Origin of the sequence: Sinomonas sp. ASV486 (assembly GCF_030908215.1) — a bacterium.
Taxonomy (GTDB): Bacteria; Actinomycetota; Actinomycetes; order Actinomycetales; family Micrococcaceae; genus Sinomonas; species Sinomonas puerhi.
In genome coordinates, this window is record NZ_JAVFJK010000013.1 from 44,951 (window position 1) to 61,641 (window position 16,691).

General features: G+C 69.1%; 17 protein-coding genes. 12 read left to right on the forward strand and 5 right to left on the reverse strand.

All coding sequences use genetic code 11. The features are described from left to right. The first annotated feature begins 62 nt into the window (after positions 1-62). Together RBS60_RS17040 and RBS60_RS17045 are read left to right on the forward strand one after the other, a co-directional pair. The gene (locus RBS60_RS17040) at positions 63-2,249 is read left to right on the forward strand and encodes an AAA family ATPase (RefSeq protein ID WP_307958760.1); all 2,187 of its coding nucleotides are present in this window, start codon (positions 63-65) and stop codon (positions 2,247-2,249) included. Then, the gene (locus RBS60_RS17045) at positions 2,246-3,418 is read left to right on the forward strand and encodes a 5-methylcytosine restriction system specificity protein McrC (protein ID WP_307958761.1); all 1,173 of its coding nucleotides are present in this window, start codon (positions 2,246-2,248) and stop codon (positions 3,416-3,418) included. The genes RBS60_RS17040 and RBS60_RS17045 overlap by 4 nt, the downstream gene beginning before the upstream one ends. Here RBS60_RS17045 and RBS60_RS17050 read toward each other — a convergent pair. Then, positions 3,415-3,909 (reverse strand): MarR family transcriptional regulator, encoded by a 495-nt coding sequence (locus RBS60_RS17050; RefSeq protein ID WP_307958762.1) that lies wholly within the window; start codon positions 3,907-3,909, stop codon positions 3,415-3,417. The genes RBS60_RS17045 and RBS60_RS17050 overlap by 4 nt on opposite strands. 53 nt (positions 3,910-3,962) lie before the next feature. Here RBS60_RS17050 and RBS60_RS17055 point away from each other — a divergent pair, with 53 nt between their 5' ends. From RBS60_RS17055 to RBS60_RS17070, 4 genes are all read left to right on the forward strand, one after another. Then, a complete protein-coding gene (locus RBS60_RS17055) occupies positions 3,963-4,679 on the forward strand; it encodes a hypothetical protein (protein WP_307958763.1) in 717 nt (238 codons plus the stop codon). A gap of 262 nt (positions 4,680-4,941) precedes the next feature. After that, the gene (locus tag RBS60_RS17060) at positions 4,942-5,355 is read left to right on the forward strand and encodes a DUF4440 domain-containing protein (RefSeq protein ID WP_307958764.1); all 414 of its coding nucleotides are present in this window, start codon (positions 4,942-4,944) and stop codon (positions 5,353-5,355) included. A gap of 110 nt (positions 5,356-5,465) precedes the next feature. Further along, positions 5,466-5,837, forward strand: coding sequence for a DUF1801 domain-containing protein (locus RBS60_RS17065; protein WP_307958765.1), 372 nt, complete (start codon positions 5,466-5,468; stop codon positions 5,835-5,837). Between the two features lie 83 nt (positions 5,838-5,920). Next, positions 5,921-6,613 (forward strand): DNA alkylation repair protein, encoded by a 693-nt coding sequence (locus RBS60_RS17070; protein ID WP_307958766.1) that lies wholly within the window; start codon positions 5,921-5,923, stop codon positions 6,611-6,613. A 3-nt stretch (positions 6,614-6,616) separates the two neighbouring features. Here RBS60_RS17070 and RBS60_RS17075 read toward each other — a convergent pair whose 3' ends face one another. The 4 genes from RBS60_RS17075 to RBS60_RS17090 form a co-directional block, all read right to left on the reverse strand. Beyond that, positions 6,617-7,363, reverse strand: coding sequence for an HNH endonuclease family protein (locus RBS60_RS17075; RefSeq protein WP_307958767.1), 747 nt, complete (start codon positions 7,361-7,363; stop codon positions 6,617-6,619). Between the two features lie 101 nt (positions 7,364-7,464). Further along, positions 7,465-8,334 (reverse strand): glycosidase, encoded by an 870-nt coding sequence (locus tag RBS60_RS17080; protein ID WP_307958768.1) that lies wholly within the window; start codon positions 8,332-8,334, stop codon positions 7,465-7,467. A gap of 243 nt (positions 8,335-8,577) precedes the next feature. Continuing rightward, a complete protein-coding gene (locus tag RBS60_RS17085) occupies positions 8,578-9,249 on the reverse strand; it encodes a hypothetical protein (RefSeq protein WP_307958769.1) in 672 nt (223 codons plus the stop codon). A gap of 133 nt (positions 9,250-9,382) precedes the next feature. Further along, positions 9,383-9,817 carry an acyl-CoA thioesterase gene (locus RBS60_RS17090; RefSeq protein WP_307958818.1) on the reverse strand — a complete coding sequence of 145 codons (435 nt, stop codon included), beginning with the start codon at positions 9,815-9,817 and terminating at the stop codon, positions 9,383-9,385. A 497-nt stretch (positions 9,818-10,314) separates the two neighbouring features. On the opposite strand from RBS60_RS17090, the gene RBS60_RS17095 reads away from it, so the two are divergent. From RBS60_RS17095 to RBS60_RS17120, 6 genes are all read left to right on the forward strand, one after another. Then, the gene (locus RBS60_RS17095) at positions 10,315-11,754 is read left to right on the forward strand and encodes an FAD-dependent oxidoreductase (RefSeq protein ID WP_307958770.1); all 1,440 of its coding nucleotides are present in this window, start codon (positions 10,315-10,317) and stop codon (positions 11,752-11,754) included. A gap of 54 nt (positions 11,755-11,808) precedes the next feature. Then, a complete protein-coding gene (locus tag RBS60_RS17100; protein WP_307958771.1) occupies positions 11,809-12,255 on the forward strand; it encodes a pyridoxamine 5'-phosphate oxidase family protein in 447 nt (148 codons plus the stop codon). A 48-nt stretch (positions 12,256-12,303) separates the two neighbouring features. Then, positions 12,304-13,086, forward strand: a complete 783-nt coding sequence (locus tag RBS60_RS17105) for an IclR family transcriptional regulator (RefSeq protein ID WP_307958772.1) — start codon at positions 12,304-12,306, stop codon at positions 13,084-13,086. A 122-nt stretch (positions 13,087-13,208) separates the two neighbouring features. After that, positions 13,209-14,963, forward strand: coding sequence for an FAD-binding protein (locus RBS60_RS17110; RefSeq protein WP_307958773.1), 1,755 nt, complete (start codon positions 13,209-13,211; stop codon positions 14,961-14,963). After that, the gene (locus RBS60_RS17115) at positions 14,960-15,265 is read left to right on the forward strand and encodes a Dabb family protein (protein ID WP_307958774.1); all 306 of its coding nucleotides are present in this window, start codon (positions 14,960-14,962) and stop codon (positions 15,263-15,265) included. Before RBS60_RS17110 ends, RBS60_RS17115 begins: the two co-directional genes overlap by 4 nt. Continuing rightward, positions 15,262-16,674: an MFS transporter gene (locus RBS60_RS17120; protein WP_307958775.1), complete on the forward strand. Its 1,413-nt coding sequence runs from the start codon at positions 15,262-15,264 to the stop codon at positions 16,672-16,674. The genes RBS60_RS17115 and RBS60_RS17120 overlap by 4 nt, the downstream gene beginning before the upstream one ends. The last annotated feature ends 17 nt before the right edge of the window (positions 16,675-16,691 follow it).

Here is a 16,691-nt window from a genome sequence, read left to right on the forward strand (position 1 = left end):
CAGAACATGATCTAATGCTCTGGTGCCGTGGTCGCGGTGCAGGGTGAGAAGGCAGGGCATCAATGGTGGAAGCGGGCGTTCCCGAAGGTCAGTACTGGTTCGTCGGGTCGAACTCGGCAGACCAGGAGCCCCGGGACCAGACCGAACGGTTCATCTCCCAGCACATCTGGGAGAACGGCTTCGAGGACCGCTACCTGGACACCGTGAAGTCCATGAAGGTCGGCGACCAGATCGCCCTCAAGAGCACCTACGTCCGCCGCAAGTCCCTCCCCTTCGACCCCAAGGGCCATGCCGTCCCCGTCATGGCCATCAAGGCGATCGGCGTGATCACCGCCAACCCGGGTGACGGGCGCAAGATCGGCGTGGACTGGACCCGCGTCGACCGCCCGCGCGAGTGGTACTTCTACACGGGCCGCCACACCATCTGGAAGGTCACCCCGGGCCACTGGATGCGCGAGGAGCTCCTCCGCTTCGCGTTCTGGGGCCAGCGGCAGGACACTGACCGCTTCCGCAACGACCCCGCCTGGGCCAAGCGCTTCGGCGACGTGGACCCGAAGCCCGAGCAGCGTTTCGAGTGGACGGCGTTCTACGAGGCGATGGCGACGGCGCTCCTGGCGTTCCGCAACCGCCGCACCGAACTGCTGGGCCACCTCCGCGAGATGCAGGAACGCCACGAGGAACTCGGCTTCCTCATGGACCGGGACTGGCGGGACAACCCCGTGCCGCTCAAGGACATCTGCCCGTTCACCGTGATGGGCACGTTCAACCGGGGCACCACGCCTGCCAAGCGCACGGCAATCGCGTCCGACTGGGCGGAGTTCCTCGGCGTCACCGTCCCTGCCCCCACGGGCTTCGACGGCATCCCGCTGCTCAACAACCAGAACTCGTGGTTCTTCCCGCCCGCCGGCACGCGCCAGCGCGACGACATCGAGAGCCTGTGGGACGTCCTCGCGTCGGCCTTGGCGGCAGCGGATTCGAGCGAGGACCATGAGCGCCTGCGCCTCGCCAACGCCTACGATCGGGCCCGCGACATCTACCGCGTGGGCACGAAGCTCACGATGGGCCTCTTCTGGATCCGCCCGTGGAACTATCTCCCGCTGGACGGCCGCTCACGCCAGTACCTCAAGACCGAGCTCATGCTCGACCAGGACTTCTTCACGGCCGACGGCACCGCGTACGTGACGCTGCTGGACACGCTCGCCTCGAAGTTCGAAGACCCGCAGTTCGCGGTCCATTCCTTCCCCGAGCTGTCCTGGACGGCGTACCTCGAGCGCTACGGCCATGGCGCCCACACCGAGGCGACCGAGGGCGATGCACCCGAGCCCGAGGACGATCCGACGCCGATGTCCCCGCAGGCCAGCTACACGGTCCGCGACATCGTCACGGACGGCTGCTTCATCGGCGAGTCGGACCTCAACGGCTACCTCGCACGGTGGCGGTCCAAGAAGAACCTCATCCTCCAGGGCCCTCCCGGAACGGGCAAGACGTGGCTCGCCCGGCGCCTCGCGTACGCGCTCATCGGCACGAAAGACAACAAGTCGGCGCTGCGCGCCACCCAGTTCCACCCGAACTCGAGCTACGAGGACTTCGTACGCGGCTGGCGTCCGGGCTCTGACGGCAAGCTGACCCTCGTCGACGGGCCGTTCCTCGAGATGGTTGAGCGGGCCAACGCCAACCCGGACGTGCCGCATGTGATGCTCATCGAGGAGATCAACCGCGGCAACCCCGTCCAGGTCTTCGGCGAGCTCCTGACGCTCATCGAGGCCGGGAAGCGCTCCCCGCGCGAGTCCCTCCAGCTGGCCTACCCGCGTTCGGGCACCGAGAGCGTCCACGTGCCGAGCAACCTGTACATCATCGGCACCATGAACCTCGCGGACCGCTCGCTCGCGATCATGGACCTCGCGTTCCGACGCCGCTTCGCCTTCGTCTCGCTCGAGCCGAACGTCAACGACGCGTGGCAGACGTGGATGTCGGCACGGCACGGCGTCGAGGCGAAGGAGCTCGAACTCGTCCGCTACCGCTTCGAGGCCCTCAACGATCGGATCGCGGACGATCCCTCGCTCGGTTCCGAGTTCCGGCTCGGCCACTCGTTCGTCACGCCTCCGGCCGAGGAGCGCGTCTCCTCGTTCTCCGACTGGTTCCGCGGCGTCGTCGACACCGAGATCGTCCCGACCCTCGAGGAGTACTGGTTCGACGATGCGGCGAAGGCCGAGGCCGCCTCGGCTGCCCTCCTCGAAGGCCTCGAGTGACCGATCTGCTCCCCGAAGAGGATCTCCTGGACGCGACAGAGCAGAAGGCGATGTCTGCGGCAGACGGCTCCGTCGTCGTCGCGGGCGGCGTCCGCATCCCCGTCCGCAACGTGTGGCTGCTGCTGCTCTACGCGTCGGAGTTCTACCAGTCGGGCCCCGAGGCGTTCGACGGCGTCGAGGAGTACCCGGAGAAGCTGCCAGAGCTGCTCGCCGAGCTGCTCATCGCGAGCACCGAGGACCGCCTGCGGAGGCCGCTGACGCCGTCGTTCTCGAAGACGTCGCGGGACCTCTCCCGCGTCCGGGGCGGGATCGACACGCTCCGCACCGAGTCGCACCAGCTCCTCTCGCGCGGGCTCGTCGCGTGCCGGTTCGAAGAGCTCACCGTCGACACCCCCCGCAACCGCCTCATCCGTACCGCGCTCGACTCGATCGCGCGCCTGTGCGAGGACGAGGACCTCGTGCGCCGATGCCAGGGCCAGTCCCAGCGGCTCGCCCGGCTCGGGGTCGGCGTCATCGACCTCCGCGCCCGCCAGCGCGACGCCGAGGTGCGACTCACCCGCAACGACCAGCGTGACCGGTCCGTACTGCTCGCGGCCCGCCTTGCACTCCAGCTTTCCCTGCCCTTCGGCCGCAGCAACCCGGGGCACGGGCGCGGTGCCCTCGACGAGCGCCAGTTCCGGAACCTGTTCGAGCGGGCGGTCGGCGGCTTCTACTCGATCCATGGGCGCCCGCGCGGCTGGTCGGTGCAGCGCGGCCGCAAGGTGGGCTGGAAGACGAGCGAGGCGACCCTGGGGATGGCGGCCGTCCTTCCGCACATGGTGACGGACGTCTGGATCGACGTGCCGACGCGGGGCCGGCGCCTCATCGTCGACACGAAATTCACCGCTGCGCTGCGTCCTGGCCGGTTCGCACGGGAAACGCTCAGCTCGGGCCACCTGTACGAGCTGTACGCCTACGTGCGGGAGCAGGAGTCCGGCACCGACCCGGCCTCGCTCACCGCCGGGGGACTCCTGCTGTACCCGTCCACGGGCACTGCCCTGGCGGAGTCGTTCATCTCCTCGGGCCACCGCCTGGGCGCGGCGACTGTGGACCTCTCCGTGTCCTCGGTCCTCGTCCGGGAGCAGCTCATCGACGCGGTCACCCCCTACCTGGGCCCGCGCAAGCCTTAGGGGGCGCGGTAGCCCACGTGGACCTCGGTGTCGAGGCCTCGCAGGGAGCTCAGCTTCACGAGGAGACCGAAAAGCTCGGCTGTCTGCTCCGCGGTGAGGCCCTCGACAATCGCGGCCTCCTGCGCCTCGGCTGAGTGCCGCAGTGAGCGGAGCACGCTGGTCCCGGACTCGGTGAGTCGCAGCTCTTGCACCCGCCGGTCGGCCGAGCTCCGCGTCCGGGTGACGAGCCCGGCGCCCTCCAGCCGGTCGATGAGCGCGACCACGCGACTCTGGACGGAGCCGAGTCTCCCTGCGAGCTCACGCTGGCTGATACCCGGGGACCGGCCGATGATCCGGATCACGCCGGCCTCCGACGGGGAAATGCCTAGGCCTCGAGTCTGGTCGGCGAAGAGCTCGGTCGCGTGCGCTCCGAGCTGGGAGAGCAGAAACCCGATGCGGACTCGACCTCGCTTGTCCCCGAGGGGCACATCTTGCTGGGGACTATCTGGCATAGATCCACGATACAGCATTGACTGCATAATTCATCGTGTGAATAATTATATCTATGACTGATTCAGCAGCTCCGCTCGTCCACCACGAGGATGCGCGCTTGGGGCGTCGGCCCGACGGCCCGAACGCCGGGATCCTCGCGATCGTCGTGCTCGTGCTCTCGATCGCGTCGGTCGCCCTGCCTGCCATGGCAGCTGGCACGGCCTACCCCTCGACGTCGGCTGCCTCCGACGCCATCGCGCGCTACTTCAGGGATCACCCCTTCTCAGGGAACCTCACCGGCTTCCTCGCCTTCGGCGCCTCGGTCCCTCTAGGGATCTACGCTGCGACCACGTACGCGCGCCTCCTCCGGCTCGGCATCCGCGTGCCCGGCCCCAACATCTCCTTCTACGGCGGCATAGCAGCCTCGGTCATGCTCGGCGCGTCGGGCCTCCTCATCTGGGCCATGGGCCAGTCGGCAGGCGAGGCCCCCGCAGCCGTCGTGCGCCTCGTCGCGGACGCCGCGTTCGCGCTGGGCGGCTTCGGATTCGCCACGGGCACCGGACTGCTCATCGCCGGCATCGCGGTGCCCGCCCTCATCCTGCGGCTCACGCCACCATGGCTCGCTTGGGCCGGGCTCGTCCTCGCGGTCTTGGGCGAGATCTCGTTCTTGGGCATGTTCTGGCCGGGACTCGACTATCTCCTGCCGATCGTCCGCTTCATCGGGCTGGCCTGGCTCGCCGCAGTCGGCTTCATACTCCCCCGCAACCGCCACCAGGTCCCGAAACGCTGAAGCTAAGCCGTCAATGTCCTCGCCGGCATGGTGCTCATGGGCGCGAGCCTCGCGGCGTACACGTTCGCGTCGTGCTCGGAGACCTGCTCGCCGGTACCCACTCATCGGGTCAGGCAGTCAACGCGTTCGCCACCGCCTTCTGGCTGCCGGTGGTCGCCGTCGCCCTGCTCCCGGCCACAAACACGGCCTCGGAAGCAAGCCGGGCACACTGACGAACGTGGAGAGGCCCCCAAAGAAAAATCCGCACGGAAGGAGCACCATCATGGAAACCATCACTGAAGACGTCTTGGACGTTGTGAACGCGTGGGCAGCGGCCGAACTGGAGGGAGACGTCGAAGCCTACGGCGCCCTGCTCATCGACGATTTCCAAGGCATCGGGCCGGTCGGGTTCGTCCTCGACAAGGCACGCTGGGCCCAGCGGCATCTCGGCGACGTGGTCAACGAGGAGTTCGAGATCCTCGAGCCGCACCTGCGCCAGTACGGCGACACGGCCCTCGTCGAGGCCGTTCAGCGGCAGAAGACCCAGGCCCGCGGGCACGAGGCGAGCGCGTCGTTCCGCGTGCTCATCGTGCTCGTCCGCGACGACGATCGATGGCTCATCACGAACATCCAGTTGAGCGGACCGCTCATCCCGCCCGGCGACACCGCATCCTGGCTGCGGGAGCAGAACCGATGAGGAGGGCGGAACCCCGGCGGGCAGCGTGTCACTGACACGCTGCCCGAGGTACAGCGCGGTGAACCGAGTGCCCGCTGGGGTCCTCGCGTCCGGCGTGCGAGGATGGGCGCATGGGTGAGGTCACCGACTATCTCGCAACCCTCGACGGTCCCGACGCGGCCGCCGTGAGGCACGTGTACGACGTCGCCCGCGAGATCGCGCCCGAGGCAACCGAGGGACGCAGCTATGGCATGGCTGCCCTGCTCTGGCATGGCAAGGGGTATGCGAGTGCGATCGTGACGAAGAATCACCTCTCGCTGTTCCCTTTCAGCGGCCACGTCCTCGAGGGCGTCGGCGACCGCTTGGGCGACTTCGACTGGGCCAAGGGCACGCTTCGGTTCTCCCCCGGGCATCCCGTCCCCGACGAGATCCTGCGCGACATCTTCAGGGCCCGGATCGTCGAGATCGAGTCGAAGCTCAAGAAGCCATCGAACGGCGCGTGACCAGGAGCTTTCCCGCACGCTCTGGACTACCCTCGAACTAGGCCCCTGTGGCCTTATCGGGGGGTATGCGCGTGGTCGCGGGCATGTGGACCGCCAGGGCGTTTCTGGCGGCGCTGGAGTCCTTGAGCTCGGACGACGAGCTCAGGAAGTACAAACGCGCGTTTCCTCTGGCCCGTCGCGGCCGTGAACGCTTCCTCGGGGTGGCGATGGCCTCGGTTTCCGAACTCGCGCGGGCCTCGACCGGCATGCCGCTCGACGAGGTAGAGAAGCTGCTCGAGAGTCCCTGGCACGAGGCGCGCGCCGGGGCTGTGGGCATCATGGACCTTCAGGCGCGCAACCGGATGACGACGCCCACGCACCGCCGCGCGCTGTTCGAGCTGTACCTGCGCAGGCATGACCGCATCAATTCGTGGGATCTCGTGGACCGTGCCGCGATCCACGTGGTGGGCGGCTACCTCGCTGACAGGTCGCGGGACCCGCTGTACGCGCTCGCCCGCTCCCCCGAGCCGTGCGAGCGCCGGACGGCGATCGTGGCCACCATGTACTTCCTCGGTTCCGGAGACACCCACGACCTGTTCGCGATTGCCCGCCTGCTCGCCGACGACCCTGACAGGGAGGTCCAGAAGGCGACGGGCTGGGCGCTGAGGGCGGCAGGACCGCCCGGGCTCGAGCACTTCCTGGACCAGTGGGCTCCGCGCATGGACCGGGTTGCCCTCCGGTACGCCGTGGAAAAGCTGCCCAAGGTGACGCGGGAAAGGTACCTCAAGGCCTCCTGACGTTCACTCCGCCCGGCAGGCGGCCAGCAGCTCCCCCGCCTTGTCATGCTCGCCCTGGGTCATCCAGAGCCCGTACTCTCCCTTGACCTCGACGACGTCCACGGCATATTCGCATCGGAAGGCCTTGTTCGGAGGAAGCCACGTGGCGAGGTCTCCGTCGCCCTTGTCCTGGTTGGCCTGGCCGTCCGCGGAACGGAGGTTCGCCGGATCGTTGGCGAATTCGAGCCGCTTCTCGGCCGTCCACTGCTGGGCGCCCTTCTGCCATGCGTCCGAGAGCGGAACCACATGGTCGATCTGCACATCGGCAGACCGCTCGCCGCGCCTGAACTCGATGGTCTTGCCCGTGTAGGGGTCATGCAGGGTCCCGGAGAGGACAAGGCAGTTGCGCGTGCCCTCCTTGAAGGTGGGATCCGCGAGGTCGCGCCCGAGGATGTCATTCCGGGTGTCGCAGCCGTTCCGGTCCGTGTCCGCCCAGGCCTGGCCGAACTGTGCGCGCGTGTAGCCCGTCTTCGGCGCCCGGCCCTTGACCGCGATGGCGTTCAACGACGCCTTCGCGGCCTCGAGCCGCGCGGCCGGCACTCCTCCGATCTGGGCGTGCACTCCTGGGACCGGGGACTCCAGCCCCGGGACGCGGACGAGCCCCACAAGCCATGCGAAGACGACAGCTACCAGCGCCGCCGGGAGCACGAAGCCCAGGGCGCCGGATCGGCCCCAGCGGCGCCGGTAGCTGCTTGACGATCGTTCAAGCATGACGAGCCCCCCACCCGATGATGACCTCATAGGCTCACCGTAGGCGAAGGCCCCGACATTCTTCGGGCCGCGACCGGACTATGTGGACAACCTCCCGGCGATCAGGAGAAGGCCACGTCCTTGGTGGCGTGGTCGTACTCGATGGTGACCGACCCGCCGTCGTGCGCGAGCTCGTGGTTCGCCCCGTTGAAGGTACCGAACGCGCCGTAGTTCTCATCCCACGAGCGGTTGATCGCGATCTTGAAGGTGTAGTGGCCGGCGGGGAGGTCGACAGTGCGGACCCAGCGGCGCACCTGGGCGTCGAGGCCCATCTGGACGGCGTCCGGCTGGGGCTCCCAATCCGCGTCGGCCCCCAGATGCGTTCCGAAATCGCCGGCGATGGCGACTGCTTCGGGCTGATCAAGGTCGACGGCGCCCGGAACATCAGGTACGTCGGTTTCGTCTGCGGGGGCCTGTGCCGCAGCGGGCGCCGGGATCTCTGACGCAGTCGCCTCGATGGGCGCGGCCAGCTGCTCCGGCTGAGGCGCGGCGACGGTCTCCTTGACTGCCGCGGCCTTCTTCGCGGGGGCCTTCCGCGCGGGCTTCTTCTTCGCGGGCGGCGCTGCGGGAACTGGGGTATCAGCGGGGACAGGCGTGCCTGAGGCGAGGGCCTCGGCGAGCGCTTCGGCGGTCGGGAAGGCGACGGTAGCGCGGAGGCCGTCCTCGGTGATCGCCCAACCGGTCCGGCCCTTGACCATCCAGCCTGCCTTGACGAGCTTCGCTGTGGCAGCCGTCAGCGCCTTGTGCCCGCGCGGAATCCCGCCGGCCAGGAGGAAGGCCTCGGCCTCGTCGAAGGGAACCGCATCCACGGCCGCCGTCAGGACGGCCCGCGCATCCACCTGCTCGTCGGCCCATGCGGCCTCCGCGAGTCCGTCCAGCACCGCCTTGAGACGGAGTTCGAGCTTTCCTGCCGCGTTCGCGTTCCTGGGCATATCTTCCCCTCGTTGCGTTGCCTGCGGGACCCACATGCTCTCGGACCCCGTCTCCATGCTGTCCTGTTACTCGCGGGTCGCCACGTCGGTGACCGAGTGTGACGTGCAGAACAGGACTTCTGCCCAGCTTTTCGCGATCGGGTTTCGCGGAGGTTACAGGGACGCAACGGATTCGTGCCGGTACTCCTCGACGGCAGGCCCACGCCCGTCAGCGGAATGATCCGCCGACGGGCGCGGCCAGCGTCAGCCCGCAGTTGCGCTGCAGAGCGCCGAGGCCAACGACCCACTGCCCGTCTTCTTGGCGACGCTGTGCCCATCGATGATGATCTCGCAGGACACGGCCGCGTTCTTGTTCTGGTAGTCCGAGGCCGTCACTGACAGGAGAGCCGAGGCGAATCCCGTCGACGTGACGTCCTTCGACCAGTCGGCAGCGACATCAGTCTGGCTGGAGCCGTCGGGCGCCCAGTAGTGCACCGTCGCTGCGCCATTCGTGCTCACCTTGTACTCGATCGTGTGCTTCGCGCTCGCCTTGGCGGAGTAGGTCTCGAGGCTCTTCGACACCGCAGTCGACGCCGACGACACTGCTGCTGCGACCACGACGTTGACGACGACGGCCGTGACGATGGCGATCACGGCGAGCACGAGCCCGATGATCGCCATGGCCTTCCCGCCCATCCTGCGAACGAGCGAGATCAGCGCACACACCACGCCCGCGATGGCCAGCACGAAGGCCATGACGTTCACGATCGGGATGAAGCTGAAGACGAAGGCAAGCGCACCGAGAACGAGCGCGACGATCGCAAGAGCCGAACCGTTGCGCTGCTCACGGGGCCAGACCGGCCCCTGACCCGCCGGACCGGCAGGCATCCCCTGCGCGCCGGAATCACTGAGCGGCGACGTGGGCGTAGTAGACATGGTGTCCCCCTTGGAATGATCTCAGACTCGCGGTCGCCAGCCCCATGCTGGCGATCCTCCGAGTCGTGATCATGCTGCGCAGGGCGTCCGACATTTCTGCCACCCATCCCCCCACCGTGATGAACATCACGGACTAGTGCGAGAAGAGCCCCGTCGCGACGTAGGGGGCGAGCCGTTCCCGCTGCTCCAGGGTGAGCCGCATGAGGCGGCCCGACGCCTCGTCGACAAAGGCGAGCTGCGTCGTCGCGCGCACGCACTCGTGCCCGTCGACGGGATCGTGCACCACGTAGTCCAGAGTCAGGGCTGCGGCCTTGAGCCCGCTCACCCAGACGTCCACCCTGGCGGGGACGTTGCGGTAGTCAAGCGGCCGGAGGTAGCGCACGCGATGTTCGACGACGAGTGCGAGCGTCCCGTCGGGCACGGCCGAGAAGAGCGGGACGAGGGGCTCGACGCCTGCTGCACCCGTGCCGCCAGGAGGGCCGAACGCCGCGATGCGGGCCTCCTCGAGCATGCGCATGATCTCGACGTTGTTGATGTGCCCATAGGCATCCATGTCTCCCCAGCGCATGGGAACGGCCACGCGGAGCCGCTGGCCGCCGTCGTGCGCCGCGGCGCCAGCCCCCTGGGCCCGCTGTGGTGATGCCGGGATCTCGCTGCTCACCCCATGGGTCTACCACACGTCGCGACGCCCCGACCCCGAGTGACCGTGGGGGCCGGGGCGCATCGCCGGGGCGGGTGCCTCTTCTCCCGGCGTGCGGTGCCGCGGGGAACGCCCGGGGCGCTTGGTGCCCCGCCGGCGCCGGCCCCGCGGCTGGCTGTGCGTCTGTCTGGTGGCTGCTGTGCTGGTGCTGTTCCCCGCAGGACCCAGTGCAATCTCTGGACGTCCCGTCTGAACCGATGGCTCCAGCCTACGGACGCGATCTTGCGGCGCGGTGTCCCCAGTGTTTAATCGTCGTTTCGCCCTGCACGGCGAGCCGGATCCGCGCGAGTGGGCCCCTAGCCACGACTCGCGCCGGACCCAGCCTTGCGCGTGGCTAGGATGGGATCAACTCCTCGCTTTAGGTGGTGCCAACGGTGGACGTGCTCGAATTCGACGACGTGGTGATCGGTTTCGGCAAGGGTGGCAAGACGCTCGCTGGCGTTCTCGGCCGCGCTGGCCGCCGGGTCGCCGTCGTCGAGCAGTCCGAGCAGATGTACGGCGGCACGTGCGTCAACATCGGCTGCGTGCCCACGAAGGCTCTCGTCTACGCCGCCCACTTGGGTCACGACGGGGATGACGCCGCGCACTACACCGACTCGATCGCTCAGAAGGACGCCTTGACGGCGAAGCTCCGCGCCGCCAACTTCACGATGCTCGACTCCGTGGACACCATCACGGTCATCACCGCCCGGGCAGAGTTCGTCGGGCCAAAGCGCGTGCGGCTGAGCGCCGGCACGGACGAGCGGGAGCTGACCGCCGAGCGGTTCTACCTCAACACCGGATCGCTCCCCGCCGTGCCGGACATCCCCGGCGCCTCCGAGGGCGGGCACGTCCTGAGCCCGCGGATCCACACGTCCACCGAGCTCATCTCCGAGTCGAATCTCCCGGGCCGCCTCGTGATTGTGGGCGGCGGGTACATCGCCTACGAGTTCGCCTCGATGTACGCCGCCTTCGGCTCCGAGGTCACGGTGGTGGACCGCTCCCCCATCCCGCTCAAGCACGAGGACCGCGACGTCGCCGCGGCGGTCGCATCGGCGCTGACGGGCGACGGCGTGCGGTTCCTCCAGGGCGCCCGTGTCACCGGGGTCGCCGAATCCGGCGAGACAGGCGTCCCCGCGCACGACGGCGCGCTCGCTCCGGCCCTCGTGGGAGTCGCCACCGCTTCCGGTCCGATCACGATCGAAGCCGACGCGGTGCTCCTTGCTCTCGGACGCAGCCCGGCTACGGCGGGGCTGGGCCTCGACAAGGCGGGGGTCGAGACGGACGGGCGGGGCGCCGTCGTCGTCGACGAACGCCTGCGCACCACGGCACCGGACGTGTGGGCGCTCGGCGACGTCAACGGCGGCCCGCAGCACACCTACGTCTCGCTCGACGACCACCGAATCGTCCTCTCCCAGGTGGCTGGCGGCCCCGAGCGCACCACGGCGGACCGCCGGACCATCCCGACGACCACGTTCGTCACGCCCCCCATGTCCCGCGTGGGCCTCACCGAGGGAGAGGCCCGGGCGCAGGCCGACGAGCACGGCTGGGACGTGGGCGTCGCGTCGAAAGAGGTTGCGAAGATCGCTGCGATGCCCCGGCCGAAGATCGTCCGCGACCCGCGCGGCCTCATCAAACTCGTGGTCGACCGGAAGACCGAGACCGTTCTCGGCGCCACGCTGTTCTGCGTGGACTCGCAGGAGATCGTCAACCTCGTCTCCTTCGCGATGGACCATGGCCTGCCCTACACCGCGCTGAGGGACCGGATGTACACGCACCCGTCGTCCTCCGAGGCGCTCAACGAGGTGCTCGGCACGATCGTCTGACCAATTGTCTGACCACCAGATGTCGGCCGCCGTGCCGGAAGAGAGGGGAACACGATGCTGTTCGACCACAACAACGATGAGCCGATCCGAGTCCTGACCGACGCCGAGAGCTGGGAGCTCCTCGACAACGCCCGCCACGGGCGCCTTGCCACGGCCGCTGCCGGCGAGCTGGACATCGTACCGATCAACTTCAGGGCCTCCGGCGGGAAGCTGTACCTGAAGACGACCCCCGGCACGAAGCTCGCGGAGCTGACGATCCATCCGCAGGTGGCCTTCGAGGCGGATGGGATCCTCCAGGATGAGGCCTGGAGCGTAGTGGTCAAGGGAACGGCCCGGGTGCTCGAGCACGCCGACGAGATCGCGGCCGCCGAGGCGGTCGGCGTCGAGACCTGGCTGCCTACACCCAAGACCGTGTACGTCGAGCTGGCACCCACAACGATCGCGGGCCGGCACTTCCTGCTCGGCGCCGAGCCCGAGCAGACGACGGCGCGGGACTACTGACACTCGGCGCCCAACCGGCGCCGAGGCGGCCCTGAAAGGGGCGAAAACATGGCCAACTCGCCGTCGGGCGAATCGATGGTGCACCGGATCGTGCGCGTCATCGAGGCGTTCGACGGCGAGCACCACACCCTCAGCGCCGCGGAGCTCGCGCGACGCTCAGGGCTCCCGAGCAGCACCGCGTACAGGATCGTCGACGAGCTGCTCGCCGAGTCGGTCCTGGACCGCGACGGCCAGCGGCTGCGCCTCGGGACCCGGCTGTGGGAGCTCGTCTCCCGCGGATCCAAGGTTCTGGGCCTGCGCGAGGCCGCGCTGCCCTTCATGGAGGACGTCCAGTCCGTGGTCGGGCACCACACGACGCTCGGTGTCGTCGACCAACAGGACGTGCTCTACATCGAGCGGATCGGGTCCAGCGAGTCCGCCGTCAACATCACCCGGGTCGCGGGGCGCCTGCCCATCCACGCGACGTCGACCGGACTCGTCCTGACCGCGTTCGGCCCGGTCGACGCCCAAGAGACTTTCCTGCGACGGCGCCTCCCGAAGCTCACGGACACCACTGTCACCGACCCGGACGAGCTGCGGCGCCAGCTCGCCGAGATCCGCCGCTCCGGGTACTGCGTCATGCCCGGCACGATCGTGCCGGAGTCTACGGGGGTGGCGGTCCCGGTCTTCAACGCCGACGGGGCCGCAGTCGCGGCCCTGAGCGTGGTCATCCCCCGCGTGAACGGACCGGTCCAGACCTCCATTACCGCTCTCCAGACGGCGTCACGCGGCATCTCTCGCGCACTCGGATGGGACGGGACCCTCCGCGACGCCATCCGCCGGAGCCTCTGACCCCCCACCTCCGACCGCCTCCCGAAGCAACTTCCCGATCATTGGGAAGATGTGATCCACCGAACACTCTCGGATGCGACGCTCGATTCCAGCCAGTTCACCGGCTCGAAGGAGAGTCCCCCATGAAATACCTCAACGGCACCCCTCAGGCCACGTACGACGTCGTCGTGCTCGGCTCGGGCGCGGGAGCGCTCACTGCCGCCGCGACCGCAGCGCGAGCAGGCAAGTCCGTCTTCGTCCTCGAGAAGGCCAGCCTCCTCGGCGGCACGAGCGCGATCTCGGGCGGCATGCTCTGGATCGCCGCCAACCACTATGCCCGCCAGCGCGGCAGCGGCGAGGGCGGCTTCAGCGACACGGCGGAGGCCGCCGCCCAGTACGTCCGGGCCGTCTCCCGGGGCCGCGGCCGCGAGGAGCTCCTCGACGCCGCCGTCTCCTACGGCGACTCCATGCTCCGCTACGCCGAAGACGAGCTCGGCGTCAGGTTCCTATTCCTCGACAACTTCCCGGACTACCGCCAGGATCTCCCGGGCGCAGTCGACGGCGGCCGGACCATCGAGCCGCAGCTGGCCGACATCGACGAGCTGCTCGGCGACCTCGGCCAGCACGTGCGGTCGGACGGCCGCGCACCGTTCACGATGCAGGAGTACGAGGACTGGGGCGCCTTCACCCGCTTCCCGTGGGACGAGCTCGACGCCCGTGCGAAGGCGGGCCTCGTCGCGAAGGGCCGCGCCCTCATCACGATGCTGCTCGCGGCCGCGGTGCGGGACGGCGTCCACGTCGCCGTCGAGGCCCGCGGCGAGCGGCTGCTGCACAACGGACAGCCGGCGCACGACGGCGGGCGGGTCACCGGCGTCGTGCTGGCCACGGGCGAGGAGATCGCCGCGGGCGAGGCAGTGGTGATCGGAACGGGCGGGTTCGAGTGGGACCACGCGCTCGCCGACTCGATGCTCGCGAGCCGCCTCCACACGATGTGCTCTCCGCCCACGAACGAGGGTGACGGCCTGCGAATGGCCCAGCGCCTCGGCGCCCAGACGCGCGGGACGCGCGAGGCCTGGTGGGCGCCCATGTCCATCACCGGTGACACGCGGGACGGGCGCCCGATCGGCACGCTCCTGCGCTTCGAGCGGCAGGGCCCGGGGTCGATCATGGTCAACCGCCACGGCCGCCGGTTCGCCAACGAGTCCCAGAACTACAACGACCTGGCCCGGTGCCTCCAGTCGTGGGACTCCCCGAACAACGCCACGCTCAACACCCCGGCCCACGTCGTCTTCGACCAGGCCTACCTCGAGCGGTACGGCCTCCTCGCCCACCGGGCGGGCGAGCCCACGCCGGACTACCTCGTCGAGGGCGCCACCCTCACGGAGCTCGCCGCGAAGATCAGCGTGCCGGCCGCGAACCTCGTCGCAACCGTCGAGCGGTTCAACGAGTTCGCGGTCAAGGGCGAGGACCCGGACTTCCATCGGGGCGAGACCGCCTACGACCGTTACTGGGGCGACGCCGGCAACGCGTGGCCCAATCCCTCGCTGGGCCCGCTCGAGCGGGGCCCGTTCTACGCCCTCGAGGTGGTCAACGGCGCGTTCGGCACGAACGGCGGCATCGCCACTGACGGGCGAGCGCGCGTGCTCGACGTCGACGGCGCCGCAATCCCGGGCCTGTTCGCCGTGGGCAACGCGACCGAGAGCGCCTACGCCGCGGGCTACCCCGGCGCGGGCGCAACGCTCGGCCCGCTCATGACCATGGGGTACCTCGTGGGCCGCACGATCGCCGGCCAGTCGGCGGACTACGAACCCGCCGCGGACGACGCCGTCCCGTCCGTCCGCGGGAACCTCGCCGACGCTGGGCTTGCGGGAGCCGAACTCGAAGGAGCCGTCCGATGATCCGCCACGCCGTCCTGTTCAAGTTCACGCCCGATTTCCCCGCCGAGCAGCGCGCGGCCTGGACCGCCGGGCTCGACCGGATGCGCGGCAACGTCCCCGGCCTCCTGGCCCTCACGCACGGGCCCGACGTCATCCGCTCGGAGCGGGCCTTCGACTACGCCATCGTCGCGGACTTCGCGTCCGTCGCCGACATCGAGGTCTACAACACCCATCCCCTGCACGAGCCGCTGAAGAAGTACTCCTTCCCGAACAGCGAGCAGATCATCTCCGTCGACTTCGAGATCCCCAAGGACACCCCATGAGCACTGCAGCCCGCCCCCACCCAGCCGGCCCGTCAGCGCCCGGCGCCCCCGCGCCGTCGCACGTCGCCACGGACGCCCCGCGCAAGACGCCCGGCAAGACTCCGGGCAAGACTCCGGGCAAGGCGGCACTTGCGTCCTTCCTCGGCTCCACCCTCGAGTACTACGACTTCTTCATCTACGGCACGGCCGCGGCCCTCGTGTTCCCGGCCCTGTTCTTCCCCGCCGACAACCCGACGGTGGGCCTCATCGCGGCGTTCGCCACGTTCGGCGTGGCTTATGTGGCCCGCCCCCTCGGCGGCATGGTCATGGGCCACTTCGGCGACCGGCTCGGGCGCCGCAACGTCCTCCTCGTAACCCTGTCCCTCATGGGTCTGGCCTCGCTGGGCATCGGCTTCCTGCCCACGTACGACTCGGTTGGCCTCCTCGCCCCCGTGCTCCTGACCCTCGGACGGCTGCTCCAGGGCTTCTCCGCCGGCGCCGAGTCGGCGGGCGCCTCAACCCTGACGCTCGAGCACTCCCCCGAGGGCAGGCGCGGCTTCTTCACCTCGTTCGTCATGACCGGCTACGCGTCCGGCATGGTCCTCGCGACCATCGTGTTCGTCCCGATCACCTCCCTGCCGAAGGCCGACCTCATGGCGTGGGGCTGGCGCGTTCCGTTCTGGTGCTCGATCGTGGTGCTCGCGATCGCCTACTGGGTGCGGACGCACCTCGAGGAAACCCCGGTGTTCGAGGAGGCCCGCGAGTCGGACACGCGCAGGAAGCTCCCCCTCGGCCAGGTGCTGCGGTTCCAGGCGGCCGACGTGGTCCGCGTCCTGTTCATGTCCATTTTCTCTGTGATGCAGACGATCTTCACGGTGTTCGGCCTCTCCTACGCCACGGCCCACGGCGGACTCGACAGGGGCGCGATCCTCACGATCAACGCGGTGACCATCGGCCTGTCCATGGCCGTCATGCCCGCCGTCGCCGCCCTGTCCGACCGGATCGGCAGGAGGCCCGTGCTCCTCGTCTCCATGGTGGGCTGCATTGCCGCCCTCTTCGGCTACTTCTGGGCGCTCGGCACCGGGAACCTCGTCCTCGTCTTCGTCGCGAGCTTCCTCTTCATGACCGTCCTGTACTCGGGATTCAACGGCGCATGGCCCAGCTTCTTCGCCGAGCTCTTCGCCGCACCCGTCCGGTACACCGGCATGGCGCTGGGCAACCAGCTCGGCCTGCTCGTCGCCGGATTCGGACCCATGATCGGCGGCCTGCTCATGACCTCCGGCCCCACCGGCTGGATCCCCGTCGCCGTGTTCGGGTCGGTCTGCGCGCTCGCGGCCATCATCGCCGTCGCGACCTCGAGGGAAACCGCCCGCACCCCGATCGACGAGCTCGGCGAGCCGTACCTCAAGGCCGTCGCGGCCAAGCGCTGACCCACAACACGAACAGG